This window comes from Sinomonas sp. R1AF57 (assembly GCF_002224485.1).
Taxonomy (GTDB): domain Bacteria; phylum Actinomycetota; class Actinomycetes; order Actinomycetales; family Micrococcaceae; genus Sinomonas; species Sinomonas flava.
This window is the reverse complement of record NZ_CP022463.1, coordinates 580,804-607,270: the sequence shown is the minus strand read 5'-3', so window position 1 is coordinate 607,270 and position 26,467 is coordinate 580,804. Positions and strand designations below refer to the sequence as shown.

Here is a 26,467-nt window from a genome sequence, read left to right as displayed (position 1 = left end):
CGTCAGCTCAATTGTCCCGCGCGCGCCTCGTCCTCAGCAGCTGCGTGGCGCTCAAAGCGGACGGTGATGGCCTTGAAGCCCGGCGTGTTGGACTCCCTGGCCACGTTGTCGCGGTGCACGAGCGCGTTCGCCTCCGGGAAGTAGGCTGCCGCGCAGCCCCTCGCAGTGGGGTAGGCGACGAGCCGGAACCGCTCGGCCCGGCGCTTCTCGCCGCGGAACACGCTCACGACGTCGACCAGCTCACGGTCCGCGAAGCCCAGCTCCGCGAGGTCTTCGGGGTGGACGAGGACCACGCGGCGTCCGTCGCGGATGCCCCGGTAGCGGTCGTCGAGCCCGTAGAACGTGGTGTTGTACTGGTCGTGGCTGCGAATGGTCTGGAGGACCAGATGCCCGTCGGGCGCATCGAGGTACTCGAGCGGGCTCACCGTGAACTGGCCCTTGCCGGCCTCGGTGGCGAAGGTCCGCGTGTCCCGCGGGGGGTTCGGCAGGACGAACCCGTTCTTCGTGCGGATCCTGGCGTTGAAGTCCTCGAAGCCGGGCAGCACGCGGGAGATGTGGTCGCGGATCACGTCGTAGTCCTCCGCCATGGCGCGCCAGTCCACGGGATGGTCCTCGCCGAGGGCCGCGACGGCCATGCGCGCGACGATGACGGGCTCGGCCAGCAGGTGGTCCGAGATGGGCTCGAGCCGTCCCTGCGTCGCGTGGACCATGGACATGGAGTCCTCGACCGAGAGGAACTGTCGGCCCTTCGGGTGCTTGTCGTCGCGGTCGGTGCGGCCGAGCGTCGGAAGGATCAGCGAGGTCTTCCCGTGCACCACGTGGGAGCGGTTCGGCTTGGTCGAGATGTGCACGGTCAGGCCGGCGCGCTGCATGCCCGCCTCGAGCGCCTCGGTGTCCGAGTTGGCCTGGGCGAAGTTGCCGCCCAGCGCCACGAACACGTCCACCTCGTCCTTCTCGAACGCGTGCAGCGTCTCCGTGGAGTCGAAGCCGTGCTCGCGCGGGGAGGCGATCCCGAACTCCTTGTCCAGCGCCGCGAGGAGCCACTCCTTGGGCTTCTCCCAGATTCCCATCGTCCGGTCGCCCTGGACGTTCGAGTGGCCGCGGACCGGGCACGCGCCGGCGCCCGGCTTGCCGAAGTTGCCCTGGAGCAGGAGCAGGTTGATGATCTCGCGGATCGTGTCCACCGAGTGCGGCTGCTGCGTCAGGCCGAGGGCCCAGCACACCACGGTGGCCTTGGACTTGGCGAGGAGGTTGGCGACCGTGGCGATCTCGAGGCGGGACAGGCCGGTGGCCCGTTCCGTCTCATCCCAGTCGATCTGGGCGCGCGCGGCCGCGTACGCCTCGAAGCCCACGGTCTGCGCCTCGATGAAGGCGCGGTCCACGACCGTCCCGGGCGCGCGCTTCTCCTCCTCCAGGAGGAGGTGGCCGAGGGCCTGGAACAGCGCGAGGTCGCCGCCGACCTTGATCTGCAGGAACTCGTCCGAGATCGTTGCGCCCTCACCGACATAGCCCGAGAGGTTCTGCGGGTCCTTGAAGTGCAGGAGGCCGGCCTCGGGCAGCGGGTTCACGGCCACGACCTTCCCGCCCTTCGCGCGGCACTCGGCGAGCGCGGACAGCATGCGCGGGTGGTTGGTGCCGGGGTTCTGCCCCACGACGAGGATCAGCTCCGCCTCGTGGATGTCCTCGAGGGACACCGTGCCCTTGCCGATCCCGATGGTGGGGTTGAGCGCGGAGCCGGACGACTCGTGGCACATGTTGGAGCAGTCGGGGAGGTTGTTCGTCCCGAGGCTGCGGGCGAACAGCTGGTACATGAAGGCGGTCTCGTTGGCCGTCCGGCCCGAGGTGTAGAAGACGCAGCGGTCCGGCGTCGTCGCCCGGATGTGCTCGCCCACGAGGTCGAACGCCTCGCTCCAAGAGATGCGGCGGTAGCGGTCGTCGCCCGGGCGCAGGACGACGGGCTCGGTGATGCGCCCCTGCTTGGAGAGCCAGTAGTCCGTCTTGTCGCGCAGCGTCTCGATCGGGTGGGATTCCCACCACTCGGGGGTCACGGCGGAGACCGAGGCCTCCTCCGCGACTGCCTTCGCGCCGTTCTCGCAGAACTCCGCGGTCTTGCGCTTGCCGTCGGATTCAGGCCAGGCGCAGCCCGGGCAGTCGAACCCGCCGCGCTGGTTGATGCGCAGCAGCGAACGGGCGGTGCGCCACGGCCCAGCCTGCTCGAGCCCGCGCTGGAGGGCAACCGTCACCGCCTTCAGCCCGGCGGCCGCCGTCTCGGGGGCCTCGACGTGCAGGGAATCCTCGTTGATGTCCGTCACCGGCGAGTCGTGGGTCATGGCACCATCGTGCTGTACGCCACAGGAGAAGGCGAATCGCCGCCCACGATGCGGGCAACGGCACGCTCAGGCGTCCAGGCCGCTCCAGTCCACGGGCTCCTTTGACGCCGCGGAGCGCCGCCTGCCCTTCGCGGCCGCGGGCTTGGCTGGCGTGTCGAGGGGGCGGCCCCACGGCAGGGGCAGGCACGCAACCGGCTGCGCGAGCTCGAGTCCGTGCGGAGGCACGACCATGAAGCCGTCCGCCCGCGCGAGGCCCCGCAGCATGCCCGACCCGATGCCGGTCGCCGGAGAGGCCATGCCGTACATCCGGCGGAACGGGAGCACCCGGGTGCGCTTGAGCTCGGCCTCGAACGCCTCCCCCGAGGGAAGCTCGACGACGGCGAGCGGCTCCCGCCCGCACAGCGCGGCGAACAGCGGCTCGCCGACCGTCACGAGCCCGACGACGGCGGCCAGCGGGTTGCCCGGCAGGCCGAGGAAGAAGCGGCCGTCGGGGAGTTCGGCGAGCACCGTGGGGTGGCCCGGACGCATGGCCACGCCGTCGATGAGGAGCCGGCCGCCGAGCTCGGCGACCGTGGCACGGAAGTAGTCCGAGCCGCCGAGCCCGGTGCCGCCCGTGGTGATCACGACGTCGGGCGGCGGGGCGTCGCCGTCGCGCCCACCGGGCGCGCCGCTGGCGGAGGGCGTGTCGGCCATCGCTGCCGCCCACTCGTCGGCGCCGTCGCCGATCTTCTCGTGGACGGCGAGGATCCCGCCGTAGGCCTCGACAAGGGGCGGGATGAGATAGCTGAACACGTCCCGCACACGGCCTGGGCCGGGCAGGCCCGCCTCGGTGACCTCGTCGCCGGTGCGCACCAGCTTGACCAGGGGACGGCCCGTGACGGGGACCTCGTCGTACCCGGCGAGCGCGGCGAGCGCGACCTGCGCCGGGCCGAGAGACGTACCGGAGCGAAGGAGCACCTCGCCCTCGCGGGCTTCCTCCCCCGCGGGCCGGATGTCCGCGCCGCCGGATGGCGAGCCGGGCGGTGCGGCGGGGCCGAGTCGCAGGTGCGGGAGGCCGTCGTCGTCCGGGGCCACCTCTCCGTACTCGCGGCGGAGGACGGCGCGCGCACCGGGCGGGAGCGCGCCGCCGGTCACGATGGTGCTCGCCTGGTGGGCGTGCAGCGGCTCCCCCGGCTCGGCGAGGATCCACGGGCCGGTCCCGGACACGGCCCATCCGTCCATCGCGGACGAGGCGTAGTGCGGCATGTCGCGCAAGGCCACCAGGTCCTCGGCGAGGGTGCGGCCCGAGGCCCGTTCGAGGGGGGCGGACGACGGCGGGAGCGGGCCTGCCGCGGCGGCCGCTGCCGCCCGGGCCTCGGCCCAGGAGTGCTGGAGCGCGTGGTGGGAATCGGCCGCTGGCGGGCCTGGTGTCATCCCTCGGTCCCGGCCGTCCCGTGTGCCTTGGCCAGCCGCAGGGCGATCTGGCCCGGGGTCTCGGCCTCCGGGCCCAGCTCGGCATCGGCGCTGGTGGCGGCGAGGCCGGCCGCGTAGCCGACGAGGTACGTGGTCAGTGGCGCGGCCGGGCGGACGATGGAATGCGCCGCGACCCCGGCCAGTCCGAGCACGGCATCGATGTCGACGTCGATCTCGAGCCCCAGCGCCTGCGCCAGCTCGGCGCACCAGGTCCGCAGCACGGCGTCCTGGTCCGGGGCGCCGTCCTGGCGGCCGCCCTCCGGCCCGCCCGCTGTCGAGGGCTCAGTCATCACAGGTCCTCCTGCCGTGCCGTCCCGCCCGGGGCATCCGGGCGTCCGATGCCCCAGCGCTCCGCGGCGTCCCACGTGTCGACGTCGTCGGAGAGGCCTGCTGGGAGGCGCAGGGGCAGCAGGTCCAGCCTAGCAACGAGGTCCCGCATCGGGCGGTCGGTGAGCCCGCCCTCGCGGGCGAGTCCCGCGAGCACCCGCGTGAGGGGACCACGGCGGTAGGCGGCCAGGAGCGGCTGGATGCGCCCGGCGTCGTCCTCCGCGACGATTGCTTCGGGCCCCCGCCCGCCCTCGGCAGCGGCGGCCGCCCGCGCGGAGCCCACCGCCGCGTCGAGGAGGAGGGGCACCGCATCGGCGGACCGGGGGACGTCGACCGCGAGCACGACCACCCACGGCGCCCCGTCCGGCGCACGTCGCCCCAGCTCCGCGACTCCGGCGCCGAGCGCGGCGAGTGGGCCGCCGAAGCGCGGCTCCTCGAGGACGAAGCGCACCGCCGGCGGCGCGCCGACGGCGTCGGGGCCGGGGCCTACGACGACGGACTGCCTGGCGGCGGCGACCGCGGCGAGGGCGCGCTCGAGGAGGGTGGCTCCTTCGAAGACCAGGAGGGGCTTGGGGAAGCCGCCGAGGCGCGTGGCGCGGCCGCCGGCGAGGACGACGGCGTCGAACGGCGGAGGGGCTTCCTGGCTCAGGCCGCCGACTCCGGGACGAGGAACGGGCTCCACTGGGCTGCCGGTTTCTCGAGTTCCTTGATCTGCCACACCACACCCACAGGCGGAGAGGGGCTGAAGCGCAGCTTCCACCCCATCTCCGCGGGCGTGTGGTCGCCCTTGACGTTGTTGCACCGCAGGCAGCAGGCCACGAGGTTCTCCCACGAGTCCGCTCCGCCGCGCGAGCGCGGGAGCACGTGGTCGACGGTGTGGGCTGACTTGCCGCAGTACGCGCAGGCATGCGCGTCCCGTCGGAGCACGCCGCGTCTGCTGACGGCGGTGGTGTAGGTCCGGCGGGGCCTGATGTACCGGTTCAGCAGGATCACGGACGGGCGCCCCAGCACTTCGCGCGGTCCGACGACTGGATCGCCGTCTTCCGCCACGACGCTCGCCTTCCCGGCGAGCACCAGCACGAGGGCGCGGCGGAACGTGACCACCGCGAGCGGTTCATAACCAGCATTCAGAACGAGTGTGCGCATGCGCGTTCCTCTTCACGGCCGCACCCGGTCAGGGGCACAGGGCCGGCTGCCCTGTGCGTAGCCGGGCTGGATCGACTCTCCAAGAGTACTGAACGGTTGCGTGATTAAACGAACAGGCGGCATGCGGCGCCCCAACCGTCGGCCGAAGTTCACGCGCGCGACATGTTCTGACCGGTGCGGATTAAAACCCTCAGGCGCCCCATTCCTCGCGGTATGGGGCGCCTGAGGCGCACGTTCCCGGGGCCGTTCGCAGTGCCCGGGAGGGCGGTGTCGTTTGGGTCAGCCGCCGACGCGGATGAAGACCGGGCCGGAGCCCACGTTCACGCTGAACAGCGCGGTGGTGCCGCCGTTCCAGCCGCCGTGGACGGCCATGCCGTTGCCGACGTACACGGCGATGTGGGCCAGGCCCATGCCGCCGTTGGCGTAGTAGGCGAGGTCGCCGGGCTGGGCCTCGGCGGCGCTGACCGTGCGGCCGAGGGAGAGATAGCCGGCCGGCCAGCCGTGGTAGTGGATGCCGACGGCGGCCAGCGAGTTGGTCACGAGCATCGTGCAGTCCTGGGCGACACCCAGCTGGGCGTACGCGGCGGCGGCGATGGCGGCACCCTGGCCGCTCGCGGCGGCGGGGGCAGGGGCGGGAGCCTGCACCGCGGTGCTGGCCGCGGCCTGCACCTTGGCGGGAGCCGGAGCCGGAGCCTGGGCCTGCGGGGCAGCCTCGGCGACGGGGGCCGGGGCCGGCTTCTCGACGACCGGGGCGGCGACGGACTCGACCGCGGGACGCTCGAAGGTGACGGCGGCCGTCGTCTCAGCCGAGATCGGCGCCTGGACGGCGCTCTCGACCTCGAGGGCAACCGGGGCCGACGCCTCGCGCTGGGACGAGACCTCGGCAGCGTTGGCGGCGACGCCGCTGGTCAGGACGAGGCCGCTGGCAGCCGCGATGACGGCGGCCTGGCGGCCGACGCCGCCGGCGTTCTCGGTGACAGCCTTGGCGATGATGGCAAGGGAGGAGGTGTTGTCGGCGCGGTGGCGCCCGATTCCTGCACGGGTGGTCATACGGGTGAGTTCTCTCTCTCGTGTCCCTCAGGCCGCAGGGGGACGGCCCTCGGAGGGCGCCGCAGCGGGGGTCACCGCCGCGCCCGGAAGTGGATGGTTCTCAGCTGAGGGTGTAGAAGACGGACGAGCCGGTCGCGGCCACGGCGTGCAGCAGCGTGCCCTGCGAGGGGTTGAGCGCGCTGATCATCATCCCGTTGCCGACGTAGATGCCAACATGGGCGCCGCCGTTCTGGACCACGAGGTCACCGGGGGCCGGAGTGGCGGTCTGGCGCATGATGCTCCATGCCTGGACACGCGGGATGCTGATGCCTGCCTGGGCGTAGACCCACTGGGTGAAACCCGAGCAGTCCCAGCCGGCAGGGGTGTTGCCGCCCCAGACGTAGGGGTGGCCGATGCCCGTGTAGGCGATCGCCGCGAGGCTCGAGCCGGCGGCGTTCACGGTGGCGTCCACAGCGGGCGACGACTTCGTCGCGACCGCGGCCTGCGCGGTAGCGGTCTGCGTCTGTGCGGCCGGAGCGGTGGACTGGGTCTTGACGGGCTCGACGACGGGCGCGGCGACCGACTCAACGGCGGGGCGCTCGAAGGAGACCTGGGCATCGGTGGACGCGACGACGCTCGGCACAGCAGTGCTGGCCACGTCGGAGAGGGCGGAAGCCTCGCGCTGGGCTTCTGCAGCCTGCGCGGGGAGCCCGGCGCTGATGATCAGCCCGGACGCCGCGGCGATGACGGCCGCCTGGCGGCCGATGGTGCCTGCATTGTCGGACACCGCCTGCGCGACAGCCTCGAGCGGACGGGTGCGGACCGGTACGGCGCGATGGCGCGCAGTCATGGTGCGTGACGACACAGAAGTAGCCTCTCCCAGTGCCTACGAGGTGAGCTGTCGGGTTCGGATTGGAAGTATCCGGCCTCCCGGCTCGCGCCGGGCTGCTTAACCCCAAGGCCCTCCCTGAAGAGGACCAGAAGTGGTTCCCCCGCCTCTGCCAAGCGGTGTGTGCGAACGGCTTCGGAGAGTGGCAGAGCTAGGCATTCTCTCCGAATGTTCCAACTTGGTAGGAGCTGGAACAGGAACGACCCTACAGGACACCGGACCATATGTCACATTCGGATCACGGTGTGTTTATCGAGGATCACGAAAAGGACACGACGAAGGGCGCGCGCCCGAAAGCACGCGCCCTGGAGGGCAGGAGAGGGCCGCTGAAGCGGCTCAGAGCCAGCCGTTGGGGTCGACGACGTCGCCGTTGACCATGACCTCGAAGTGGAGGTGGCAGCCGGTGGAGGCGCCGGTCGTGCCGCTGAGGGCGATGAGCGCCCCGCGGTCCACCTTCTGGCCCACAGAGACCGAGAACGAGGAGAGATGGTTGTAGGTGGTCTCGAGCCCGTTGCCGTGGTCGATCACGACCCGGTTCCCGCCGCCATAGGGATGCCATCCGGCGAAGGTCACGGTTCCGCCGGCGGCTGCCTTGACTGCGGTCCCGCACTGGGCGGCGAAATCCTGCCCGCGGTGGAACTCGGCGGCCCACCCGCTGATGGGGCTCACGCGGTAGCCGAAGGGCGAGGTCTTCTCCATGGAGTCGAGGGGGGCGCCGAGGGAGTGCTGGGCCTGGGCCGGAGTGACACCCTTGGCAGACTCGGCTGTGAGCATCTGCTGGAGCTGGCCGTCGGGGTTGAGCGCACTGCCTACGGAGGCCCGGCTGAAGGCGACGGAGGCGTCCTCTGGCGCCGTGACTGCAGGCAGGACGGCCGTGTCGACGACCTGGGAAGCCTTCGAGGCGGCGCCGGCCTCGATGGCACCGGTGGCGGTGGGGACCGTCACGGTCAGGACAAGGCCCGTCGCGGCGAGCGCGACCCCGGCCTTCTGCCCGACCCCGGCGACCGAGGCGATCTCGGCGAGCTGGCGGACGGGGCTCTGCCGCTCGGCGGCGCGGCGGCCGCGTCTGCTGGCGTCCCGCGGGCGCAGGCCCGCTGCATGGTCGACCTCAGCGAACGACGGCGACTGGGCGCGACGTCGACCGCGGACAGCTTGCTGGCTCAAGCGAATTCCCTCTCTCGTCAAGCGCCTGCGAAGTTAGCTGTCGGGTTCGAGCCAGAGAGTCCGGACTCGGCCCAGCCGCACGGGTCTGGGCACACGGGTATCCACGGATGGATCCTGCATGCCAGTGTCCCGAGCGTGCTGCGGGCTTCACCCCAAGGCGGCCTCGGCCGCCGCTGGTGGTTCCCCCGCCTCTGCCTTGGATTGCTGCATCCCGGTCCGCTGGCAGAGCTCGGCGTGCGGCTGGGATCACGCCGAAGTCTCGGCGCTTGTCTTCCAGCATAGAGGAACTCAAACCCGATGTAACGCTTTCGTGACCTTTAGTGAGAGGAAGCTCACATCAAATTGGCGTCTGACGGGTTACTCCACCGAGTAGAGGTTTTGTCCTCTTGTGTGAGGCCTTGTGCGACTCCCCAGTAACTACGCGCCTGGTGGGCCAGCTATGCCACCGAGACGAAGACGTGCGCCGCAACCTCGACCGGCAGTTCCAGCGCGCCGTCGACCATTGCCACGCGCACCGAGATGTAGTCCCCCACCCGCTCGAGGGCGACCGTGGCGCCCGGACGGATGCCGCCCTCATCGAGCTGGGCCAGCAGCTCCGGGTCCACCTGGATCGGCTCGGCGAGCCGGCTCACCACAACCCGGGAACCCGGGGCATAGGTGTCCATCGCCTCCACGAGCGTGACGACGCCGTCGGCGAACCCCTCGGAGGGGGTGCCGCCGAGGGCCTCGAGGCCAGGAATGGGGTTCCCGTAGGGCGACTCGGTGGGCCGTCCGAGCAGCTCGTACAGCCGGCGCTCGACGCGCTCGCTCATGACGTGCTCCCAGCGGCACGCCTCGTCATGGACGTAGGGCCAGTCCAGCCCGATCACGTCGGAGAGGAGACGCTCCGCGAGGCGGTGCTTGCGCATCACCTCGACCGCCCGCCTGCGGCCGTCGAGGGTCAGCTGCAGGTGCCGGTCTCCCGAGACGACCACGAGGCCGTCGCGTTCCATGCGCGCCACGGTCTGGGAGACGGTGGGGCCGGAGTGGCGGAGCCGCTCGGCGATGCGCGCGCGCAGTGGGGTGATGCCCTCCTCCTCGAGTTCGAGGATGGTGCGCAGGTACATCTCGGTGGTGTCGATGAGGTCGGACATGCGGTGCTTCGAGCTCCTCGGGCGGTGGGGCGGTGCGGACGGCGTCGCTGCCGCAATTCTAGCTTATTTTGAACCGCTCAGATTAGACGGGACTCCCGGGCGCAATGGTTCGCGACACCAATGCCGGTGCGGCAGACTTGACCCGGGGCGAAGGGCACGGCCTCCGCCTCCACCCTGACCCACAAGGAGGCTTCACCGTGGCCGAAACCAGCCAGCTTCAGATCCCCGCCGAGCTCCTGCCTTCCGATGGACGCTTCGGAGCAGGGCCATCCAAGGTGCGTCGAGAGCAGGTCGACGCGATCGCGGCGGCGGGTGAGAAGCTGCTCGGCACCTCCCACCGGCAGGCCCCCGTCAAGAACCTCGTCGGCAGCGTCCGCGAGGGCCTCAAGGAGTTCTTCTCGGCGCCCGAGGGCTACGAGGTGGTCCTGGGCGTCGGCGGCTCGACGGCGTTCTGGGATGTCGCCTCCTTCGGCCTCGTCCGCTCCAAGGCACAGCACCTCTCCTTCGGCGAGTTCGGCTCGAAGTTCGCCAAGGCCACGGACAAGGCGCCGTTCCTCGAGCGCTCCTCGATCATCGCCTCGGAGCCGGGGACGCGCCCCTCCCCGAAGGCCGAGGCCGGCGTCGACGTCTACGCGTGGCCGCAGAACGAGACCTCCACCGGCGTCGCCGCCCCCGTGAAGCGGGTCGAGGGCGCCGATGCCGGCTCGCTCGTCGTCATCGACGCCACGAGCGCCGCGGGCGGCCTCGCCGTCGACGTCTCCGAGAGCGACGTGTACTACTTCGCCCCGCAGAAGAACTTCGCGTCCGACGGCGGGCTCTGGCTCGCGCTGTTCTCTCCCGCCGCGCTCGAGCGCGCCGAGGAGATCAAGGCCTCCGGCCGGTGGATCCCGGACTTCCTGGACCTCAAGACGGCGATCGACAACTCGAAGCTGAACCAGACGTACAACACGCCCAGCCTCACGACCCTCGTGGGCCTGAACGCCCAGGTCGAGTGGCTCAACGGCCAGGGCGGCCTCGACTGGGCTGCCAAGCGCACTGCTGACTCCGCGGGCCGCGTCTACTCCTGGGCCGAGGCCTCGGCCTTCGCCACGCCGTTCGTGGCCGACCCCGAGGAGCGCTCGAACGTCATCGCGACCGTCGACTTCGACGGCTCGGTCGACGCCGCGCAGGTCGCCAAGGTCCTCCGCGCCAACGGGATCGTGGACACGGAGCCGTACCGCAAGCTCGGCCGCAACCAGCTGCGCATCGCCACGTTCGTGGCGATCGAGCCGGACGACGTCACCAAGCTCACCCAGTCCATCGACTGGGTCGTGGGCCAGCTCCAGGGCTGAGCACCGTCCGACGCACGACGGCGGGCCTCCACCTTCGCAGGTGGAGGCCCGCCTTCCGTCAGGGCTGGGTCGCTCAGTCCTCAGCGGCAGGCGCGGCCTCCTCGGAGCCGCCCTCCGCTCCGGCCGCGGCAGGCGAGCCCTCAGCCTCGGGCGAGCCGTCGCCGTCGTGCGCCTGCTGAGCCGGGGCAGCCTCGGCGACCTCCGCCTCGGCGCGGGCACGGTCCTCCGGACGCACGCGGTCCGCCCACGGCACCCACTCGGGAGCGAGGACCGAGTCCTTGGACGGGACCAGGCCCACCTCGCTCACCGTGACCACCTTGGAGCGGGAGGTGCGCGCGACCGTCACGAACCACTGCCAGCCGCGGTAGCCGGGCAGCAGCGACTCGAACAGGTGGGTGACCACGCGCTCGCCCTCGCTCTTGGCCGCGACGTGCTCCCCGATGTCCTCGGGACGGGCCACGTCGGCGAGGGCCGCGCGCGCCTCGCCCACCGCGGCGGCCAGGAAGGCATCCGGCTTGCCGATCCGCCAGATGGGGATGCCATCGGCGGTGGTCGGCAGGCCCTTCGGGGCGGTTCTCCTCGCGTCGGCCATGTCTACGCTTCGAGCTGGTCCGCGACCCGGCGGAGCACGGCGGCGATGGAGGCACCCTTGTCCGGGTACGTGCCCTTGGACAGCTGGCCGGAGAGGTTGTCCAGGACGCTGACGAGGTCCTGGACGATCGGGGCGAGCTCACGGGCCGGCATGCGCTTGGCCCGGGCGACGGAGGGCAGCTTCTCGAGGACCCTCGCGGACAGCGCCTGCGGGCCGCGGCGGCCGTCGGCGATGCCGTACTCGAGCCTCGTCCCGGTCTTGATCTCGGCGTCGGCGGGCACGGCGGACCCGGGCAGGAAGACCTCCTGACCGTCGTCGCCGGCGATGAAGCCGAAGCCTTTCGCCTTGTCGAAGAACTTGACCTTGCCAGTGGGCACTGCCACAACCCCCATCTGTGAGGACTCGAAGGAAAGCGCCGCCGTGGCACGGCGGGTCGGCGGGCGCAGAGGCCTGCCCGGGCCCGTCACGGGCGCTTGCTGTACTGCTCCTAGGTTACTGGCTCACGCGCGCAAAGTAGGCCCCTTGCCCGTCGGCCGGGCAACTCACTGTTAGGTTTAGGCCATGGTGCCTTCTCACTCGGACGGGGGACCCGCCGACAGACCGGCAGGGGCGGGCCCGGGGATGCACGACGACGTGCGCGGACGGCTGCGCCTCCTCACCGTGGTCGGCGGAGTCCTGGCGGTGGTCTCACTGGGAGCCTGGGCGGTGACCCTCGGCCTGGCGGCGTCCGGGAGCGCGGCGCCGACCTGGGTCGCGTCGGTCGCCCTGTACGGGCTGCCGGTCGCCTTCCTGATCATGGCCGCGGCCGTCGTCTGGACGGTCCTCGAGAGGAAGCGGCGCTGAGATGTCCTCGATCCGCGCGCTCGCCGAAGAGCTCTCCGCACGGGGCAACGACTCCCTGAGGCACCTGTTCGCGGCACGGCCGGACCTCATCATGCCTGGGGTGCCGGACTTCGCAGCGCTCGCCGCGCGGGCCTGCGCGAGGGTCAGCCTGCAGCGCGCCCTCGAAGCGCTGTCCAAGCCCGAGCTCCAGGTGCTCGAGGCGCTCGTGCTGACCACCAACGAGGACGAGGGCCGCAGCGGCAGCGCCGTCGAGCTCCGCCACGCCGTGGGCAACGCGACGCTGGGGACGCTCGAGTCCGTCCTGGCCGCCCTCTCGCAGCTCGCCCTCATCTACCGGGCGGACCCGCCGGACACCATCCACTCGGCCTCCGGGAGCCGGCGCCGCTACTACCTGCCCGTCGCCAGGATCCGCGAGGTGCTCGGAAGCTACCCGGCCGGGCTCGGCCGCTCCTACACGGACCTGACCGCGGCGTCAGCCCTGTTCTCGGACCGGGCCGCGGCGATCGTGAACGCGATCCCCGGCGCCGTCCAGCAGCAGCCTGTGGAACACCACATCGCGGCCGCGTACGCCCTCGAGCGGTGGGCGGCCCTTCCGGAGGCCCTCGAGGGCGCTCCGCCGCGGACCGCCGAGGTCCTGGCGAAGTTCGAGAACTGGCCGGTGGGCGCGGTGCCCCATGCGCTTGCCCGCATCCGCCCCGGCCGCCGGACCGACAACCCGGTGGACTGGCTCCTCTCCCGCGGCCTCCTGGTCCCGCTCGACGACGAGCACGTGGAGCTTCCGCGCCCGGTGGGCCTCGCACTGCGCGGTGGCAGGATCGTGCCAGAGCTCTCCCTCACGCCGCCTCCCGTGGAGACCACGACGACGACCGAGGCGCTCCGCCGCAACGCTGCCCTCGGGGCCATCGGAGACGTCCTGCGGACGGTGAGCGCGCTCGCGGTCGAGGCCTCGGAGCGCCCCATCGAGACGCTCCGCGCCGGTGGCGTCGGCACGAGGGAGCTGCGGCGGCTGGCAACGGCGCTGCGCACGGACCCGGACCCCGCGGTGTTCGCCCTCGAGCTCGCCTCGGAGGCCGGCGTGCTCAGCCTCGACCCGGACACTTCGACATGGCGTGCCACGGGTGCCGAGGCGTGGCTCGCGCTGCCGCGGCCCGAGCAGTGGCTCATCCTCGCGACAGTCTGGCTCGACACGCACCGGGTGCCCTCCCTCGCGATGTCCGCCGAGGGCAGCGACCAGCTCTCCCCGCTCTCCGGGGAGGGCCAGCGCCCGGACGCCCCGGCCGTGCGGCGCCGCGTGCTCGAGGTCATGGCGCAGATCGCGGCAGAGTCCGGTGCGCGCGGCACAGCGCAGGCCAGGGGCCGGTGCACGGTGGCCGGGCCGGAGGCCCTGCGCCAGCGGATCGACTGGCTCCAGCCGCGGCTGGGGCGCAGGCTGCGCGGCCTGCTCGACATGGTCCTGGGTGAAGCGGCGCTCTTGGGCTTCACCGGATCTGGGGCGCTCACGTCCGTGGGCGAGGCCGTGCTCCGGGACGACTTCGACGCGGCACGCGAGTGCCTCGAGGAGTTCCTTCCCGCGGGGGTGGACAAGGTCCTGCTGCAGGCGGACCTCACCGCCGTGGCGCCCGGCTACCTCGACCCGGTCCTCGCGCGGCGCCTCGCGCTGCTGGCGGTGCCCGAGGGACGCGGTCCCGCGACGATCTACCGCTTCTCTGCCGCGAGCCTGCGCCGGGCCCTCGACGCCGGCGAGGACGCGGCGTCGATCCACGCCTTCCTCGCCGAGCACTCGTCGACCCCGGTCCCCCAGCCCCTCGCCTACCTCGTGGACGACACGGCAGCGCGCCACGGGCGGATCCGCGTCGGCCGTGCGGGCAGCTTCATCGCCAGCGACGACGAGGCAGCCCTCGCGGGCCTCCTCGCCGACCCGGCTGCGCGCCCGCTGGGCCTGACGCAGATCGCCCCGACCGTCGTCGTGAGCAACGCCTCACCGAGCGAGGTCGCCGTGGTGCTCCGCGAGCTGGGGCTCTCCCCCGCCGTCGACGCGTCGCTGGACCCGGTGGTCCGACTGCGGCGCCGCACCGCGGCGAGCCCGCTCCCCACGCCCGCGCCGCGTCCGAAGCAGCCGGACAGCGAAACCGTGGAGGCCCAGCTGGCGATCCTGCGCACGCAGTCCCCCGTCGGCCTCAACGGGGACGAGGCAGCTCCGCTGATGGGCATCGAGACGCTGCAGAAGGCGATCCGGCTCAAGCGGGCGGTACGCTTGAACATCGTCGACGCGCTCGGCAATTCGAGCGTCGAGGAGCTCCGGCCAGTGTCGATCTCTGCCGGCCGCGTGCGCGTCTTCGACCCAGAACGAGAGACCGAACGCGTGCTGAGCGTGCACCGGATCATCGACGTCGAGCTGGCCTGACGGTCCGCGGCGCCGGGCCGCCGCCGCGATCGCCGGAAGGAGGCCCGCATGGGCGACGGACCGCTCATCGTCCAGAGCGACAAGACGATCCTCCTCGAGGTCGACCACCCGCAGGCCACCGAGGCCCGCCACGAGATCGCGGCGTTCGCGGAGCTCGAGCGCGCGCCCGAGCACGTGCACACCTACCGGCTCACACCGCTGGGGCTCTGGAACGCGCGCGCGGCGGGCCTCGACGCCGAGCAGGTCCTCGACACGCTCCTGCGCTTCTCGCGCTACCCCGTCCCGCACGCCCTCCTCATCGATGTCGAGGAGACGATGTCGCGCTACGGGCGGCTGCGGCTCGAGAAGGACCCGGTGCACGGGCTCGTGCTCCGCTCGGATGACTTCCCCGTGCTCGAGGAGGTCCACCGGGCCAAGAAGATCGTCCCCATGCTGGGCCCGCGGATCGACCCCCAGACCACCGTGGTGCACTCCTCCCAGCGCGGAGCGCTCAAGCAGGCGCTGCTCAAGCTCGGGTGGCCTGCCGAGGACCGTGCCGGGTACGTGGACGGGACGCCGCATCCCATCGCGCTCACCGAGACCGTGACGGCCGCCCCCGGCACCGACGCCGCCGGTGGGACGCACGACGGCGGCGGGTCGCCGGCGTCGTCCGCGGGTGCGGGCGGCGGGTGGTCACTGAGGCCGTACCAGCGGGTGGCGGCGGAGAACTTCTGGGCGGGCGGCAGCGGCGTCGTCGTGCTTCCGTGCGGTGCCGGGAAGACCCTCGTGGGGGCGGCGGCGATGGCGCAGTCCTCGACCACCACGCTCATCCTGGTGACGAACACCGTCTCGGCGCGGCAGTGGCGGGACGAGCTCCTCAAGCGCACGACGCTGACCGAGGACGAGATCGGCGAGTACTCGGGCGCGGTGAAGGAGGTCAAGCCGGTCACGATCGCGACCTATCAGGTGCTCACCGCCAAGCGCGGCGGCCTCTACCCGCACCTCGAGCTGCTGGACGCGAACGACTGGGGCCTCATCGTCTACGACGAGGTGCACCTGCTCCCCGCGCCCATCTTCCGCATGACGGCGGACCTGCAGGCCCGGCGGCGCCTGGGCCTCACGGCCACGCTCGTGCGGGAGGACGGTCGCGAGGGCGAGGTGTTCTCCCTCATCGGGCCGAAGAGGTACGACGCGCCGTGGAAGGACATCGAGGCCCAGGGGTACATCGCACCGGCAGACTGCATCGAGGTGCGGGTGGACCTGCCGCGCGACGAGCGCATGGCGTACGCAATGGCGGAGGAGGCGGACAAGTACCGGCTCTGCGCCGCGAGCGAGTCGAAGACCGACGTCGTGGAGCGGCTCGTGGCCAAGCACGACGACGAGCAGCTGCTCGTGATCGGGCAGTTCCTGGACCAGCTGGCGGAGATCGGCGAGCGCATCGGCGCGCCCGTGATCACGGGGGCGACCAGTGTCAAGGAGCGGCAGAGGCTTTTCGACGCGTTCCGCGCAGGCGAGGAGCGGCGGCTGGTGGTGTCGAAGGTGGCCAACTTCTCCATCGACCTGCCGGAGGCGTCGGTGGCAATCCAGGTGTCGGGCTCGTTCGGGTCGCGGCAGGAGGAAGCGCAGCGGCTCGGGCGGCTTCTGAGGCCCAAGGCTGACGGCCGCGGCGCCCGGTTCTACGCGCTCGTCGCGCGCGACACCCTCGACGCGGACTTCGCCGCGAAGCGGCAGCGCTTCCTCGCCGAGCAGGGGTACGCCTACCGGATCCTCGACGCCGGGGAGATTGCATAACAGGCGTTTTCCCAGCTCATTGTGAGCTACGTCACAGATGAGTAGATGGCCGATGGCTGGGACGTACCGCTTCGGCGGTCCCACGGACGGCAGCTGGGGCCGGACCGCTTCTCGTGAAGAAACCCGCGAAAGCACATCCCCCATGAAACTCACACACCGCACCCGGTGGGGTGCTTGTATCGCCGTGACCGCCCTCGTGATGGCAGGCGCGACGTCGGCGCAGGCGAACCTCAGTGGCAGCCTATTCGAAGGCTCCGACGGGAACCTGGCCGTCAACACTCCCGGCAACACCGACTGGGCCAATGTGGCCGGCCTCAACACCGGCGTCGACAAGCCCTCGGGCAGCACCGACAACTCGTTCGGCCAAGGGACCAAGGAAGACGACCCCAACGCCACGGTCGTGACCGGCTCCATTCCGCCCAACAAGAACGATCTCACCAGGTTCTACGAGGCGTCCGAGACCGGATCCAACGGCCACGTCTACCTCTATTTGGGCTGGGAACGGCTCGTCAACATCGGAAACGCAAATCTCGACTTCGAAATCAGCCAGAACCCGACCACAGGGTTCACGGCATCAACTACGGGACCGGTGAGCCTGAACCGGACAGCGGGCGACCTCTTGGTCACCTACGACTTCGGCGGCAGCGGCACCCCGACGCTTGGCATCAACACGTGGCTCACGGCCGCCGCAGGCAACACCGTCGGCCAATGCTTCTCCGCGAACGCCCTGCCGTGTTGGGGCAAGCACGCAACACTGACAGGAACGAACGCCGAGGGCGCTGTGAATAGCGCTTCCGTGTCCGAGCCGTTCCTCAACACGAACATCGGCACCGGCCTGTTCGGCGAGGCAGCGATCGACCTGACCGGCGCCGGCGTCATCCCTGAAGGGACATGCGAGTCCTTCGGCAGCGCCTTCGTCAAGAGCAGGTCGTCGTCCTCGTTCACGGCGGAACTCAAGGACTTCATCGCACCGATTCCCGTCAACATCTCCAACTGCGGAACGATCACGATCCACAAGGTCACCGAGAACGGAGACTCGACCTTCAACTACGCGCCGACGGGCAAGATCGGAACCAGTGCCTTCACCCTGAGCAACGGCGGACAGAAGCAGTACACTTCCGTCGCCGCGGGAGCATCGTCAGTCACCGAGAATCTCACCGCCGCACAGGTTACAGCAGGTTGGACGCTCAAGAGCGTTGCCTGCACCGCAACCGGCTCGGGCACTAGCTACGCAGTCAGCGGCGCCACCGTGAACGTCACGATGGGCTTGGGCGGCAATGTCGACTGCACCTACACGAACCACATCAACGTCAGCCCGACGATCGCGACCACGCTCTCCGCTACTTCGGTCGCGGTGGGCACCGCCGTCCATGACTCCGCCGCCCTCACGGGAGCGACGGCCACCGCTGGCGGCACCGTCACGTACACGGTCTACAGTGACAGCGCCTGCGCCAAGAACGCACAAGCCGCCGGTACCATGACCGTCACCAACGGCGTCATCCCGGATTCGAACGCCATCACGTTCAACTCTGCGGGCGACTACTACTGGCAGGCGGTCTACAGCGGCGACGCCAACAACAACGGCGCCTCCAGCACCTGCACCGAGGAGCATCTCGTCGTGACCAAGGCGCAGCCGACCGTGGCCACCGCCCAGGACCTCATCCCGAATGACAACTTCACGCTGTCCGGCGGATTCGGAACCCCTGGCGGGTCGATCACCTTCAACCTGTACGCTCCGACCGACGCGACCTGCTCCGGCACACCGGCCCTCACGCAGACGGTGCCCGTCAGCGGCAACGGCACGTACAGCACCACCAACAGCACGTTCCACGCCGCCACGGCAGGAACATGGCGCTGGGCATCGACTTACTCGGGCGATGCCAACAACCTGACGGCCTCGTCAGCCTGCGGCGTTGAGAACTTCACCATCACCAACGGCTGAGCCCGTCTAGAACACCAGAAAGGACAGCGCCCCCGACCCACAGAACCGGGGGCGCTGTACCGCTTAGGGAACCTCCTTCGAGTTCATCAATCAATTAGCTAAACCATCTTTACAACGCGTACCCACCGGCCTACCCTGAAGGTGCTGGGAATGTTCTGAGGCCTCGTCATGAGCGCTCTGGCCGGAGCGCGAGGCCTCGGCCGACGGCCCATACCGGACACTCGCACTCTCCCCTGGAGCCCCCCATGCGCAAGGCATTCCTCGTCGTCGCTGCCCTCCTCTTCCTCGACACCATCGCCCAGCTCTACCTTGCCGCGTTCGGCACGTTCGCCCTGGACCTCATCCCCAACCACGAGTCCTTCGACTACCACGCCTTCAACGGACAGGTCGTCCTGCGCCTCCTGGCACTCGTGGCCATCCTGTGTGCCGCGCTCGCGAAGGCGGGCAAGAACACCATCTGGCTCACCGTCGGGATCTTCGCACTCACCTGGGTCCAGCTGCTGGTCTTCATCGTCGGCGGCCTGCTCACCGGCGCCGGCCCGGACAACCCCACCATCGCCGGCGCGTGGGCCGTCGCGACCCACGCGGTCACGGGCCTGCTGATCATCTTCTGCTGCTACTGGCTGCTGCTGCGGGCCCGCCGTCTCGACAAGACGGGAGCCACGCCGAGGCCGGCCGCCACGCCCGCCGAGACAGCCGCCGCCTGACCAGGCGGCCCCAGGAGGCACCCCATGGCCGGATCGGCCGTCCTCGGCATCGACCTCATCCTCGCCGCCGCCTGCGCGGCGGCATGGATCGGGGCGCTGGCCGCGGCGGTGCTCAGACGCAGCCCGACGGCCCCGGGCTGGCTCCCCGTCTGGACACCCACCGCGGCCGCGGTGCTCGCGGTCGCCCTCGGGGTCCTGCGGTTCGGGCTGCTGCTCGCGGCCGTCCCGGCCCTCGTGGGCGACCGCCTCCTGGGGGCCACAGCGCTCACCGCACCGGGCTGCCTGGCCGGCCTCGCCGCCGTCGTGCTTCCGCCGCTGATCCCCCCGTCGGCCCCGCGGCTGAAGCTCCCTGCCCTGGCCTTGGCGGCAGCCCTGACGACGGCCGGATTCCTCGCCGTCGTGACACTCGGAACGCCGGCCGGCTGGCTTCCGGCCGCCGTTCTGGCGGCGGTCGCGCTCCTGGGCGCGGCCGCCGCGGCCACCGGGTTCGCCCGAGGCTGGCGGCATCGCGCCATCAAGGCCGCGGGCGTCCTCGGCGTGGCCCTCATCGCCGGGTCGCTCGCGGTGGCGTGGATGGACAGCCGCGCGGCCGCACCGTCGGCCTTCCATGCCGCGTCCCATCACTCGACCCTTGCCTCCACCACCACGTCCACCGACGCGCCTCCTCGCGGCGTCGACACGCTCCGCGCAGGGGCGCCGCAGGGGCCAGTGCGCGACTACACACTCCACGCCAGGAGCGAGCGGGTCACCCTCGACAGCGGCCAGACCGTCGACGCCCTCACGTTCGGCTCCCTCCCCGGCCCCGCACTGCGCGCCACCGAGGGCGACACGGTCCGGGTCACCCTGGTCAACGACAGCGTCCCCGATGGCGTGACGCTCCACTGGCACGGCTACGACGTCCCCAACGCCATGGACGGTGTCCCGGGCGTGACGCAGGACGCCGTGATGCCGGGCCAGTCGTTCACCTACGAGTTCCCGGCCGTGCAGACCGGCACCTACTGGTACCATACGCACCAGAACGCGGCCGGGAACGAGCCGCTGGGCCTCTACGGCAGCCTCGTCGTCGACCCTGCCGACGGGCGCGACCCCTCCGTCGCCGACCTCACCGTCCCTGTGCACACCATCGGCGGGGCCACCCTGTTCGGGAGCCATGCCGGCGTGTGGACGGAGACCGTCGCTTCAGGCCGCCAGGTGCGCGTCCGGCTCATCAACACGGACCAGCTCACCCAGCGCTTCAGCGTCGCGGGAGCCGCCTTCCGGCTCGCGGCAGTCGATGGCGGCGAGCTCCCCGGCGGCGCGGAGCTCGCCCAGACGGTCCTGCCGCTCGCAGCGGGTGGCCGCTACGACGTCGTGCTCACCATGCCCGACCACCCGGTCCAGGTGGCCGTGGAGGGATCACGCGGCGGCGCCCTCGTGCTCGCACCGGACGGGACGCCGGCTCCCGCTTCCGTGCCCCGGTTCGTCCAGGGGCCTGAGATCGACCTGGCCGGGTACGGGGCGCCCGCGGCGCAGCCCTCTCCGGCACCGGACCGGACAGTGGCCTACACGGTGGACAGGCTCCTGCGCTTCGTCGACGGCGTGCCCCGGTTCGCCTTCACCGTGGACGGCGCGGTGTACCCGAACATCCCGCCCCTGGTGGTCCGCGAGGGCGAGCGCGTCCAGCTCACGGTCATCAACCGCAGCAGCGAGGTCCACCCGATGCATCCGCACGGCCACCACGTGCGCGTGCTGAGCGTCGACGGCCGTGCAGCCGCCGCGGACCTGCGGATGGACAGCCTCGACGTCCGGCCCGGCCAGATCTGGACAGTCCTCCTGACCGCGGACAACCCCGGCATCTGGATGGACCACTGCCACAACCTGCAGCACGCCCGCGAGGGGATGGTCTTCCACCTCGCCTACGACGGCGTCGAGACCCCCTTCCGGCACGACGCCGGCTCCGCGAACCGCCCGGAGTAGTGCGCGCCCCGGCCTACGCGGTCTCGCGCACCGCATCGAGGAGGAACCGGGCCATCCCCGCGCGCGTGCGCAGGCGCTCGCGCAGGGCCGGCGAGTCGCCGTCGGCCAGCTCGCGCGGCGAGAGCGCGGAGAGGCAGTTGAAGATCGCCATCGAGAGCACGTGGCCGCGGCGCACGACGGCGCGCGAGATCCTCGTGCCCGCATCCTCCAGCCCGCGGGCGTACTCGTCCTGGACGAGAGGAGCCAGTGCCCGGAGGGCGTCGGGTCCGAGCTCGCCGCTGTTGATTCGCCCGGCGAGCAGCTGGCCGAGGTCGAACCCCACCGGCTGAAGCGAGTAGGAGCCCCAGTCGATGGCGGTCATAGAGCCGTCCGACGCGAAGAGGTTCTGCGGGCTGGCGTCCCCATGCGCGCGGAGTCGCGGCAGGGCCTCGAGCTCGGCGAGGTAGTCCTCGGCGCGGAGCGCGAAGGCGCGCAGGTCCGCAAGGAGCGCCGGGTCGGCGGCCTGGGCGATGACCGGGTTGTCCTCCGGCTCCCGGCTGAGGAGCCGCGGGATGAACACGTGCCGCGCCGCGCCCTCGTAGAAGAACCGGAGCGGCCGCTCCGGTGGGCGCTGCACGCCGGGGGTGCCGGCGAAGCGGCCCAGGAGGTAGCCGGCGCGGGCGAAACGCGCCTCGTCCCACGGCTCTGGGCCTTCGAGGACGTCCTGCATCCAGATGGCGGCGTACTCCCCGGGCAGCTCCCGGACGAGATAGACGACGGGCATGGCCATGCCCTCCGGGAGGGTCGAGGCCAATTGGCCGGTATAGGCGTCGAGCTCAGTCCGCCAGTTGATCACCTGGGCGAGATACTCCCGGAGAGCCTCGGGGACCTGCGCGATGCCGGGCCAGTAGAGCGGGCTGCGGCAGACCTTGACGATGAGGGAGAACGGGAGTCCGTCGACGGTCCCGCCGACGCGGTGGAGGCATTCGGTGGTCATGTTGTAGACCTCGCCCGGCACGGGCTCGACCGTCAGCCGCTCAAGCTGCCGCGCGCCGTCGTGCGTTCCCGCCGCGCGGGCCGCTATGGCCGCGAGCTCATCGAGGGCGATCTGCGCCCGGCCCAACTTCGCCGCCTGAGCCTCCTGAGAGGCGTCCATGCCGAAAGTAAAGCATGTTTACTTTCCCCTACACTAGGGGGATGGCGGAGAACATCGCGAATCTCCTGGGGGCGGTCTTCGAAGCGTTCCGCGCCGAGCTCTACGCGAGGGACCGCAGCGGGCTGAGGTCGTCACAGCTGCGCTACCTGACCCTCGTTCCGGACGACGGCGTGAGGGTGGGCGACATGGCTGCGCTGGCCAGCATGAGCAAGGCCGGGGCGGGGCAGTTCGCGGCCGCGCTCGAGGAGCAGGGACTCGTCGAGATGCTTGCCGACCCCGCCGATTCCCGGGCCAAGATCGTCCGGCGCACGCCCGCGGGACGCCGCATCGCGTCGAAGGCCCTCGCCGCCGTCGAGGAGATCGAGGCGGCATGGGGCGCCGCGATCGGCGCCGAGCGGTACACGGCGATGCGCGCCGCCCTCGAGGAGATCGCCGGCCTCAGCCAGACGCCGTCGCCCGCCGAGCCGAATGCGGCAGCGCCGGCGCCGCCGGCACCTGCCGTCTAGGCCAGCCGCAATCAGCACACAGCAACCATCCAGAAAATTCTCAGAAACTGAACGCACCATGGGAAGCGTGAAGAAGACCGAACCCGAGGCGAAGCTGCTCGTCGTCGACGACGAGCCGAACATCCGCGAGCTCCTGTCCACCTCCCTGCGCTTCGCCGGCTTCGAGGTCATCGCCGCCGGCAACGGCCGGGAGGCGCTCACCGCGGCGGAGGAGCAGGCTCCGGACCTCGTCGTGCTGGACGTCATGCTCCCGGACATGGATGGCTTCACCGTCACACGGAAGCTGCGCGCGGCCGGGCGCCACGTGCCCGTCCTGTTCCTCACCGCCAAGGACGAGACGGAGGACAAGGTCCAGGGGCTCACCGTCGGCGGCGATGACTACGTCACCAAGCCGTTCAGCCTCGACGAGGTCGTCGCGCGCATCCGGGCCGTCCTCCGCCGCACCCAGCCGCTGCTGGACGACGACGCCGTGCTCCGCGTCGACGACCTCGAGCTCGACGACGACGCCCACGAGGTGCGGCGCGGCGGGGTCACGATCGACCTCTCCCCCACCGAGTTCAAGCTCCTGCGCTACCTGATGCTCAACCCGAACCGGGTGCTGTCCAAGTCCCAGATCCTGGACCACGTGTGGGAGTACGACTTCAACGGCGACGCCTCCATCGTGGAGTCGTACATCTCCTACCTGCGCCGCAAGGTCGACGCGAACGGGCCGAGCCTCATCCAGACCAAGCGCGGAGTGGGGTACGTGCTGCGGACGGCGGAGAAGCGCTGACCGTGCTGGCCGCGTGGAAGAGGACGTCGCTGCGGACGCAGCTCGTCGCGATCATGATGGTCCTGCTCACGAGCGCCATCTTCTTCACGGCCGCGGCCACCGTCACCCAGCTGAAGACCTACCTGATCGGCCAGCTGGACCTCAAGCTCGCTACCGCCTCCGGGTTCGCGCGGGACAACCAGAACATCCAGCTCCTGACCGAGGTCAATCCCCTCATCCCGCAGGACTACATCCTCGTGCTGTACCCCGAGGGCGGGTCTCCGCAGACGTACATCCAGCCTGAGGACACCGAGGGGCGCCCCGACGTCCCCGCGATGAGCGTCGCGGACGCCGCAGCCATCCAGAAGTCGGGGCAGGTGCTGCAGACGCGCGGCACCGACCGGGCCATCGACTGGCGCTACACGGCGATTCCCGTGCGGATCATCGAGACCAACCAGCCCGCGGCGATGATCATCGGCCTGCCGCTGACCAGCGTGGACCAGGCCGTGGCGCACACGCTCTCGCTCACCGCGGGCGTCGGGATCATCACGCTCGCCACGGCGTTCGTGATCGCCACCTGGACGGTGACCCGGGCCTTCCGGCCGCTGCGCCGGGTCGAGAAGACGGCTGCCGCGATCGCCGCAGGGGACCTCTCCCAGCGCGTCGACGAGGAGGCGCCTGGCACTGAGCTGGGGCGGCTCTCCTCGTCGCTGAACGCGATGCTGTCCCACATCGAGGTGGCGTTCCAGGCGCGGATGGCCTCCGAGGCCCGCATGCGGCGCTTCATCTCCGACGCCTCCCACGAGCTGCGCACGCCCCTCGTGACCATCCGCGGCTTCTCCGAGCTCTACCGCCACGGGGCCCTCGCCAAGGACGAGGACGTGGCCACCGCGATGGGCCGGATCGAGAGCGAGGCGAAGCGCATGGGGACCATGGTCGAGGACCTCCTCACCCTCGCCCGCCTCGACGAGCAGCGCCCGCTCCAGCTCCGCCCGGTAGACCTCCTGCCTCTCGCGCACGACGCCGTCGTGGACGCCCAGGCCTCGGCCCCCCAGCGCGCGATCCGGCTCGTGGGACTCGAGGACGGCGCGAGGCCGGCGGCCGCCCCGACGCTGGGCGACGAGGCCCGCCTGCGTCAGGTCATCGGGAACCTCGTGGGGAACGCCCTCCGGTATACGCCGGGCGGCTCGCCGCTCGAGATCGCCGTCGGGACGCGGGCGGCCGGCGGCCGGTACGTCGCCGCCGTCGAGCTGAGGGACCACGGGCCCGGGATCGCCGAGAAGGACGCCGCGAAGATCTTCGAGCGGTTCTACCGGGCGGACACCTCGAGGGCGCGCGACACCGGCGGGACCGGCCTCGGGCTCGCGATCGTCGCCGCGATCGTGGCCTCGCACGGCGGTTCTGTGCGGCATCAGGACACCCCCGGCGGCGGTGCCACGTTCGTGATCGAGCTGCCGTACGTCGTCGTGCCCGAGCGCCCGGCCGAACCGCCCACGTCCACCGGCGTCGCGCGCGAGGAAGCCGGCAGCCCCGGGACGGCGCCGCGCACGACGGCGGGTGGCGGGCGGGGCGCATAGCGCGCCTCCCACTGGTCCTCCACAGGCCCAGACTCGCGCCATCTGTCCACATAGGAGTCCTCTGCGCTGCTCTCCGGTGGCAGGCCTTCCTAGGCTCGGCAGGGTAGGCGCGGCGAGGGCCGCGGATCCTGACGGAAGGCGGAGTGAGATGGCGATCATGAAGGTGGACACCGAGGCGATCGACTCGAGCGCCCAGGCGGTGCTGGCGACCTCGGAGCGGGTGAGGGCGGAGGTCCAGGCGCTGCGGAACAATCTCGAGGCCCTCCGTGGGAGCTGGGAGGGCCAGGCGTCGAACAGCTTCCAGATCCTGGCCGGGGATTGGGCGCGGACCCAGGCGCAGGTCGAGACGTCCCTGGGCCAGATCGGCGCCGCGCTGCGCAGCGCCGGGTCGGCCTACGGCGCCATCGAGACCGACAACGCGCGCCGCTTCGCCGGCTGATCGTGCCTCCGCGGCGACCCGCTCCGCAGCTGGGGACGGGCCGCCCGGGCTGTCGGCCGTGTCTGGCAGGATGGAGGCCATGACCATCACCGCCGCCGCCGACGGCTCCGCCCTCGGCAACCCCGGCCCGGCCGGCTGGGCCTGGTACATCGACGAGGAGCGCTGGCACGCCGGGGGCTGGCCGCACGGGACGAACAACCAGGGCGAGCTCATGGCCGTCCTGGACCTGTTCCGGTCCACGGCCCACGTCCCCGACGAGCCGCTCCACGTCCTGTGCGACAGCCAGTACGTCATCAACTGCGTGACGAAGTGGATTCCGGGGTGGAAGCGGCGCGGCTGGAAGAAGGCCGACGGGAAGCCTGTGCTCAACGTCGACCTCCTGCGGCAGATCGACGCCGAGCTGGTCGGGCGGAAGTACACCTTCGAGTGGGTGCGGGGCCACGCGGGCCACCAGCTGAACGAGGCCGCCGACGGGCGCGCGCGGGCCGTTGCCCTCGCCTACCAGTCGGGAGCGGAACCGGCCGAGGGACCTGGGTTTGCCGCTGCACGCCGCCCGGAGGCTCCGGCCTCCGGGGCCGGCCCGGCTCCGACCATCGACCAACCCGAGCTCTTCGCGGGCCCCGGCGACGAACCGGCCGACCGCGGGGACGACCGTGACGTCACCGCAGTCGTAGAACTCGAGCAGGAACTGCTCAACCCCGAGGTCCGGGCCGACTACGGCCAGCTCGCCTACCTCCTCCACCCGGAATATCGGGAGGTCGGCGCGTCTGGCCGGATCTGGGGCCGCGAGGAGCTGATCGAGGAACTGGTCGATGCGCCGGACCTGCAGGTCCGGTTCGAGCTCATCGACGCATCCCCCATTTCGGAGGACGCGATCCAGGTGCTCTACCGCGCCGTCGGGGCGGCGGGGGCGACCCTGAGGAGCTCCCTCTGGCAGCGCAGCGACGACCGGTGGCGCCTCCGCTTCCATCAGGGCACCCCAGAATCCTGAGCCCCTTCCCCCCCGCCCACCCGCCGCTGTGCCGACCGGGAGGAGCAGGTTTC

The 26,467-nt window shown here is 71.4% G+C and carries 24 protein-coding genes and 2 riboswitches; of the genes, 12 read left to right on the top strand and 12 right to left on the bottom strand.

All coding sequences use genetic code 11. The annotated features are described in order from the left end of the window. Nucleotides 1-2: 2 nt before the first annotated feature. The 9 genes from CGQ25_RS02860 to CGQ25_RS02820 form a co-directional block, all read right to left on the bottom strand. Nucleotides 3-2,330 carry an FdhF/YdeP family oxidoreductase gene (locus CGQ25_RS02860; protein WP_208711721.1) on the bottom strand — a complete coding sequence of 776 codons (2,328 nt, stop codon included), beginning with the start codon at nt 2,328-2,330 and terminating at the stop codon, nt 3-5. Between the two features lie 66 nt (nt 2,331-2,396). Continuing rightward, nucleotides 2,397-3,743: a molybdopterin molybdotransferase MoeA gene (locus CGQ25_RS02855; RefSeq protein WP_208711720.1), complete on the bottom strand. Its 1,347-nt coding sequence runs from the start codon at nt 3,741-3,743 to the stop codon at nt 2,397-2,399. Next, entirely contained in the window at nt 3,740-4,072 is a 333-nt protein-coding gene (locus CGQ25_RS02850) for a DUF6457 domain-containing protein (protein WP_208711719.1), read from the bottom strand. Before CGQ25_RS02850 ends, CGQ25_RS02855 begins: the two co-directional genes overlap by 4 nt. Further along, the gene (locus CGQ25_RS02845) at nt 4,072-4,791 is read right to left on the bottom strand and encodes a molybdenum cofactor guanylyltransferase (RefSeq protein ID WP_255405530.1); all 720 of its coding nucleotides are present in this window, start codon (nt 4,789-4,791) and stop codon (nt 4,072-4,074) included. Before CGQ25_RS02845 ends, CGQ25_RS02850 begins: the two co-directional genes overlap by 1 nt. Next, a complete protein-coding gene (locus CGQ25_RS02840) occupies nt 4,755-5,255 on the bottom strand; it encodes an HNH endonuclease (protein ID WP_208711718.1) in 501 nt (166 codons plus the stop codon). The genes CGQ25_RS02845 and CGQ25_RS02840 overlap by 37 nt, the downstream gene beginning before the upstream one ends. A 279-nt stretch (nt 5,256-5,534) precedes the next feature. Then, complete coding sequence (locus CGQ25_RS02835; protein ID WP_208711717.1) at nt 5,535-6,305, bottom strand: NlpC/P60 family protein; 771 nt, start codon at nt 6,303-6,305, stop codon at nt 5,535-5,537. A gap of 100 nt (nt 6,306-6,405) precedes the next feature. Then, nucleotides 6,406-7,134, bottom strand: a complete 729-nt coding sequence (locus tag CGQ25_RS02830; protein WP_208711716.1) for a C40 family peptidase — start codon at nt 7,132-7,134, stop codon at nt 6,406-6,408. 19 nt (nt 7,135-7,153) lie between these two features. Next, nucleotides 7,154-7,331: riboswitch (cyclic di-AMP (ydaO/yuaA leader) on the bottom strand. Nucleotides 7,332-7,509: 178 nt separating this feature from the next. Beyond that, a complete protein-coding gene (locus tag CGQ25_RS02825; protein WP_208711715.1) occupies nt 7,510-8,337 on the bottom strand; it encodes a M23 family metallopeptidase in 828 nt (275 codons plus the stop codon). A gap of 6 nt (nt 8,338-8,343) precedes the next feature. Then, nucleotides 8,344-8,582, bottom strand: a riboswitch (cyclic di-AMP (ydaO/yuaA leader). Nucleotides 8,583-8,774: 192 nt separating this feature from the next. Further along, entirely contained in the window at nt 8,775-9,470 is a 696-nt protein-coding gene (locus CGQ25_RS02820; RefSeq protein WP_208711714.1) for a metal-dependent transcriptional regulator, read from the bottom strand. A gap of 197 nt (nt 9,471-9,667) precedes the next feature. Here CGQ25_RS02820 and serC point away from each other — a divergent pair, with 197 nt between their 5' ends. Beyond that, nucleotides 9,668-10,801, top strand: coding sequence for a phosphoserine transaminase (gene serC / locus CGQ25_RS02815; RefSeq protein WP_208711713.1), 1,134 nt, complete (start codon nt 9,668-9,670; stop codon nt 10,799-10,801). Nucleotides 10,802-10,874: 73 nt separating this feature from the next. Here the strand turns inward: serC and CGQ25_RS02810 are convergent, their stop codons facing one another. Together CGQ25_RS02810 and CGQ25_RS02805 are read right to left on the bottom strand one after the other, a co-directional pair. Beyond that, the gene (locus CGQ25_RS02810; protein WP_208711712.1) at nt 10,875-11,393 is read right to left on the bottom strand and encodes a DUF3027 domain-containing protein; all 519 of its coding nucleotides are present in this window, start codon (nt 11,391-11,393) and stop codon (nt 10,875-10,877) included. Between the two features lie 2 nt (nt 11,394-11,395). After that, a complete protein-coding gene (locus CGQ25_RS02805; RefSeq protein WP_208712837.1) occupies nt 11,396-11,770 on the bottom strand; it encodes a cold-shock protein in 375 nt (124 codons plus the stop codon). A 184-nt stretch (nt 11,771-11,954) separates the two neighbouring features. Here CGQ25_RS02805 and CGQ25_RS02800 point away from each other — a divergent pair, with 184 nt between their 5' ends. The 6 genes from CGQ25_RS02800 to CGQ25_RS02775 all read left to right on the top strand — a co-directional run bounded on the left by CGQ25_RS02800 (nt 11,955) and on the right by CGQ25_RS02775 (nt 21,015). Beyond that, complete coding sequence (locus CGQ25_RS02800; RefSeq protein WP_255405529.1) at nt 11,955-12,236, top strand: hypothetical protein; 282 nt, start codon at nt 11,955-11,957, stop codon at nt 12,234-12,236. Between the two features lies 1 nt (nt 12,237). Then, entirely contained in the window at nt 12,238-14,640 is a 2,403-nt protein-coding gene (locus CGQ25_RS02795; RefSeq protein WP_208711711.1) for a helicase-associated domain-containing protein, read from the top strand. A gap of 48 nt (nt 14,641-14,688) precedes the next feature. Then, entirely contained in the window at nt 14,689-16,410 is a 1,722-nt protein-coding gene (locus CGQ25_RS02790) for a DNA repair helicase XPB (protein ID WP_208711710.1), read from the top strand. Between the two features lie 184 nt (nt 16,411-16,594). After that, nucleotides 16,595-18,352, top strand: coding sequence for a hypothetical protein (locus tag CGQ25_RS02785; protein WP_208711709.1), 1,758 nt, complete (start codon nt 16,595-16,597; stop codon nt 18,350-18,352). Between the two features lie 245 nt (nt 18,353-18,597). Further along, nucleotides 18,598-19,059, top strand: a complete 462-nt coding sequence (locus CGQ25_RS02780; RefSeq protein WP_208711708.1) for a DUF6220 domain-containing protein — start codon at nt 18,598-18,600, stop codon at nt 19,057-19,059. Between the two features lie 24 nt (nt 19,060-19,083). After that, the gene (locus CGQ25_RS02775; protein WP_208711707.1) at nt 19,084-21,015 is read left to right on the top strand and encodes a multicopper oxidase family protein; all 1,932 of its coding nucleotides are present in this window, start codon (nt 19,084-19,086) and stop codon (nt 21,013-21,015) included. 13 nt (nt 21,016-21,028) lie between these two features. On the opposite strand, the gene CGQ25_RS02770 is transcribed toward CGQ25_RS02775, so the two are convergent. Continuing rightward, nucleotides 21,029-22,150 (bottom strand): phosphotransferase, encoded by a 1,122-nt coding sequence (locus CGQ25_RS02770; RefSeq protein WP_208711706.1) that lies wholly within the window; start codon nt 22,148-22,150, stop codon nt 21,029-21,031. 41 nt (nt 22,151-22,191) lie between these two features. Between CGQ25_RS02770 and CGQ25_RS02765 the strand changes: the two genes are divergently transcribed. From CGQ25_RS02765 to CGQ25_RS02745, 5 genes are all read left to right on the top strand, one after another. Continuing rightward, nucleotides 22,192-22,656 (top strand): MarR family winged helix-turn-helix transcriptional regulator, encoded by a 465-nt coding sequence (locus CGQ25_RS02765; protein ID WP_208711705.1) that lies wholly within the window; start codon nt 22,192-22,194, stop codon nt 22,654-22,656. 58 nt (nt 22,657-22,714) lie between these two features. Beyond that, on the top strand, nt 22,715-23,428 hold the full coding sequence (locus CGQ25_RS02760) for a response regulator transcription factor (RefSeq protein WP_208711704.1): 714 nt from the start codon (nt 22,715-22,717) through the stop codon (nt 23,426-23,428). A 2-nt stretch (nt 23,429-23,430) separates the two neighbouring features. Then, nucleotides 23,431-24,984, top strand: coding sequence for a cell wall metabolism sensor histidine kinase WalK (locus CGQ25_RS02755; RefSeq protein WP_208711703.1), 1,554 nt, complete (start codon nt 23,431-23,433; stop codon nt 24,982-24,984). Between the two features lie 148 nt (nt 24,985-25,132). Next, nucleotides 25,133-25,423, top strand: coding sequence for a WXG100 family type VII secretion target (locus CGQ25_RS02750; protein ID WP_208711702.1), 291 nt, complete (start codon nt 25,133-25,135; stop codon nt 25,421-25,423). Nucleotides 25,424-25,502: 79 nt separating this feature from the next. Continuing rightward, nucleotides 25,503-26,414: a ribonuclease HI family protein gene (locus CGQ25_RS02745; RefSeq protein WP_208711701.1), complete on the top strand. Its 912-nt coding sequence runs from the start codon at nt 25,503-25,505 to the stop codon at nt 26,412-26,414. The last annotated feature ends 53 nt before the right edge of the window (nt 26,415-26,467 follow it).

Excerpts from the sequence above, each read along its gene's own strand:
- CGQ25_RS02860 (WP_208711721.1), bottom strand. The coding sequence starts at position 2,330 with ATGACCCACGACTCGCCGGTGACGGACATCAACGAGGATTCCCTGCAC.
- CGQ25_RS02855 (WP_208711720.1), bottom strand. The coding sequence starts at position 3,743 with ATGACACCAGGCCCGCCAGCGGCCGATTCCCACCACGCGCTCCAGCAC.
- CGQ25_RS02850 (WP_208711719.1), bottom strand. The coding sequence starts at position 4,072 with ATGACTGAGCCCTCGACAGCGGGCGGGCCGGAGGGCGGCCGCCAGGAC.
- CGQ25_RS02840 (WP_208711718.1), bottom strand. The coding sequence starts at position 5,255 with ATGCGCACACTCGTTCTGAATGCTGGTTATGAACCGCTCGCGGTGGTC.
- CGQ25_RS02835 (WP_208711717.1), bottom strand. The coding sequence starts at position 6,305 with ATGACCACCCGTGCAGGAATCGGGCGCCACCGCGCCGACAACACCTCC.
- CGQ25_RS02830 (WP_208711716.1), bottom strand. The coding sequence starts at position 7,134 with ATGACTGCGCGCCATCGCGCCGTACCGGTCCGCACCCGTCCGCTCGAG.
- CGQ25_RS02820 (WP_208711714.1), bottom strand. The coding sequence starts at position 9,470 with ATGTCCGACCTCATCGACACCACCGAGATGTACCTGCGCACCATCCTC.
- CGQ25_RS02810 (WP_208711712.1), bottom strand. The coding sequence starts at position 11,393 with ATGGCCGACGCGAGGAGAACCGCCCCGAAGGGCCTGCCGACCACCGCC.
- CGQ25_RS02800 (WP_255405529.1), top strand. The coding sequence starts at position 11,955 with ATGGTGCCTTCTCACTCGGACGGGGGACCCGCCGACAGACCGGCAGGG.
- CGQ25_RS02795 (WP_208711711.1), top strand. The coding sequence starts at position 12,238 with ATGTCCTCGATCCGCGCGCTCGCCGAAGAGCTCTCCGCACGGGGCAAC.
- CGQ25_RS02790 (WP_208711710.1), top strand. The coding sequence starts at position 14,689 with ATGGGCGACGGACCGCTCATCGTCCAGAGCGACAAGACGATCCTCCTC.
- CGQ25_RS02780 (WP_208711708.1), top strand. The coding sequence starts at position 18,598 with ATGCGCAAGGCATTCCTCGTCGTCGCTGCCCTCCTCTTCCTCGACACC.
- CGQ25_RS02775 (WP_208711707.1), top strand. The coding sequence starts at position 19,084 with ATGGCCGGATCGGCCGTCCTCGGCATCGACCTCATCCTCGCCGCCGCC.
- CGQ25_RS02770 (WP_208711706.1), bottom strand. The coding sequence starts at position 22,150 with ATGGACGCCTCTCAGGAGGCTCAGGCGGCGAAGTTGGGCCGGGCGCAG.
- CGQ25_RS02765 (WP_208711705.1), top strand. The coding sequence starts at position 22,192 with ATGGCGGAGAACATCGCGAATCTCCTGGGGGCGGTCTTCGAAGCGTTC.
- CGQ25_RS02760 (WP_208711704.1), top strand. The coding sequence starts at position 22,715 with ATGGGAAGCGTGAAGAAGACCGAACCCGAGGCGAAGCTGCTCGTCGTC.
- CGQ25_RS02750 (WP_208711702.1), top strand. The coding sequence starts at position 25,133 with ATGGCGATCATGAAGGTGGACACCGAGGCGATCGACTCGAGCGCCCAG.
- CGQ25_RS02745 (WP_208711701.1), top strand. The coding sequence starts at position 25,503 with ATGACCATCACCGCCGCCGCCGACGGCTCCGCCCTCGGCAACCCCGGC.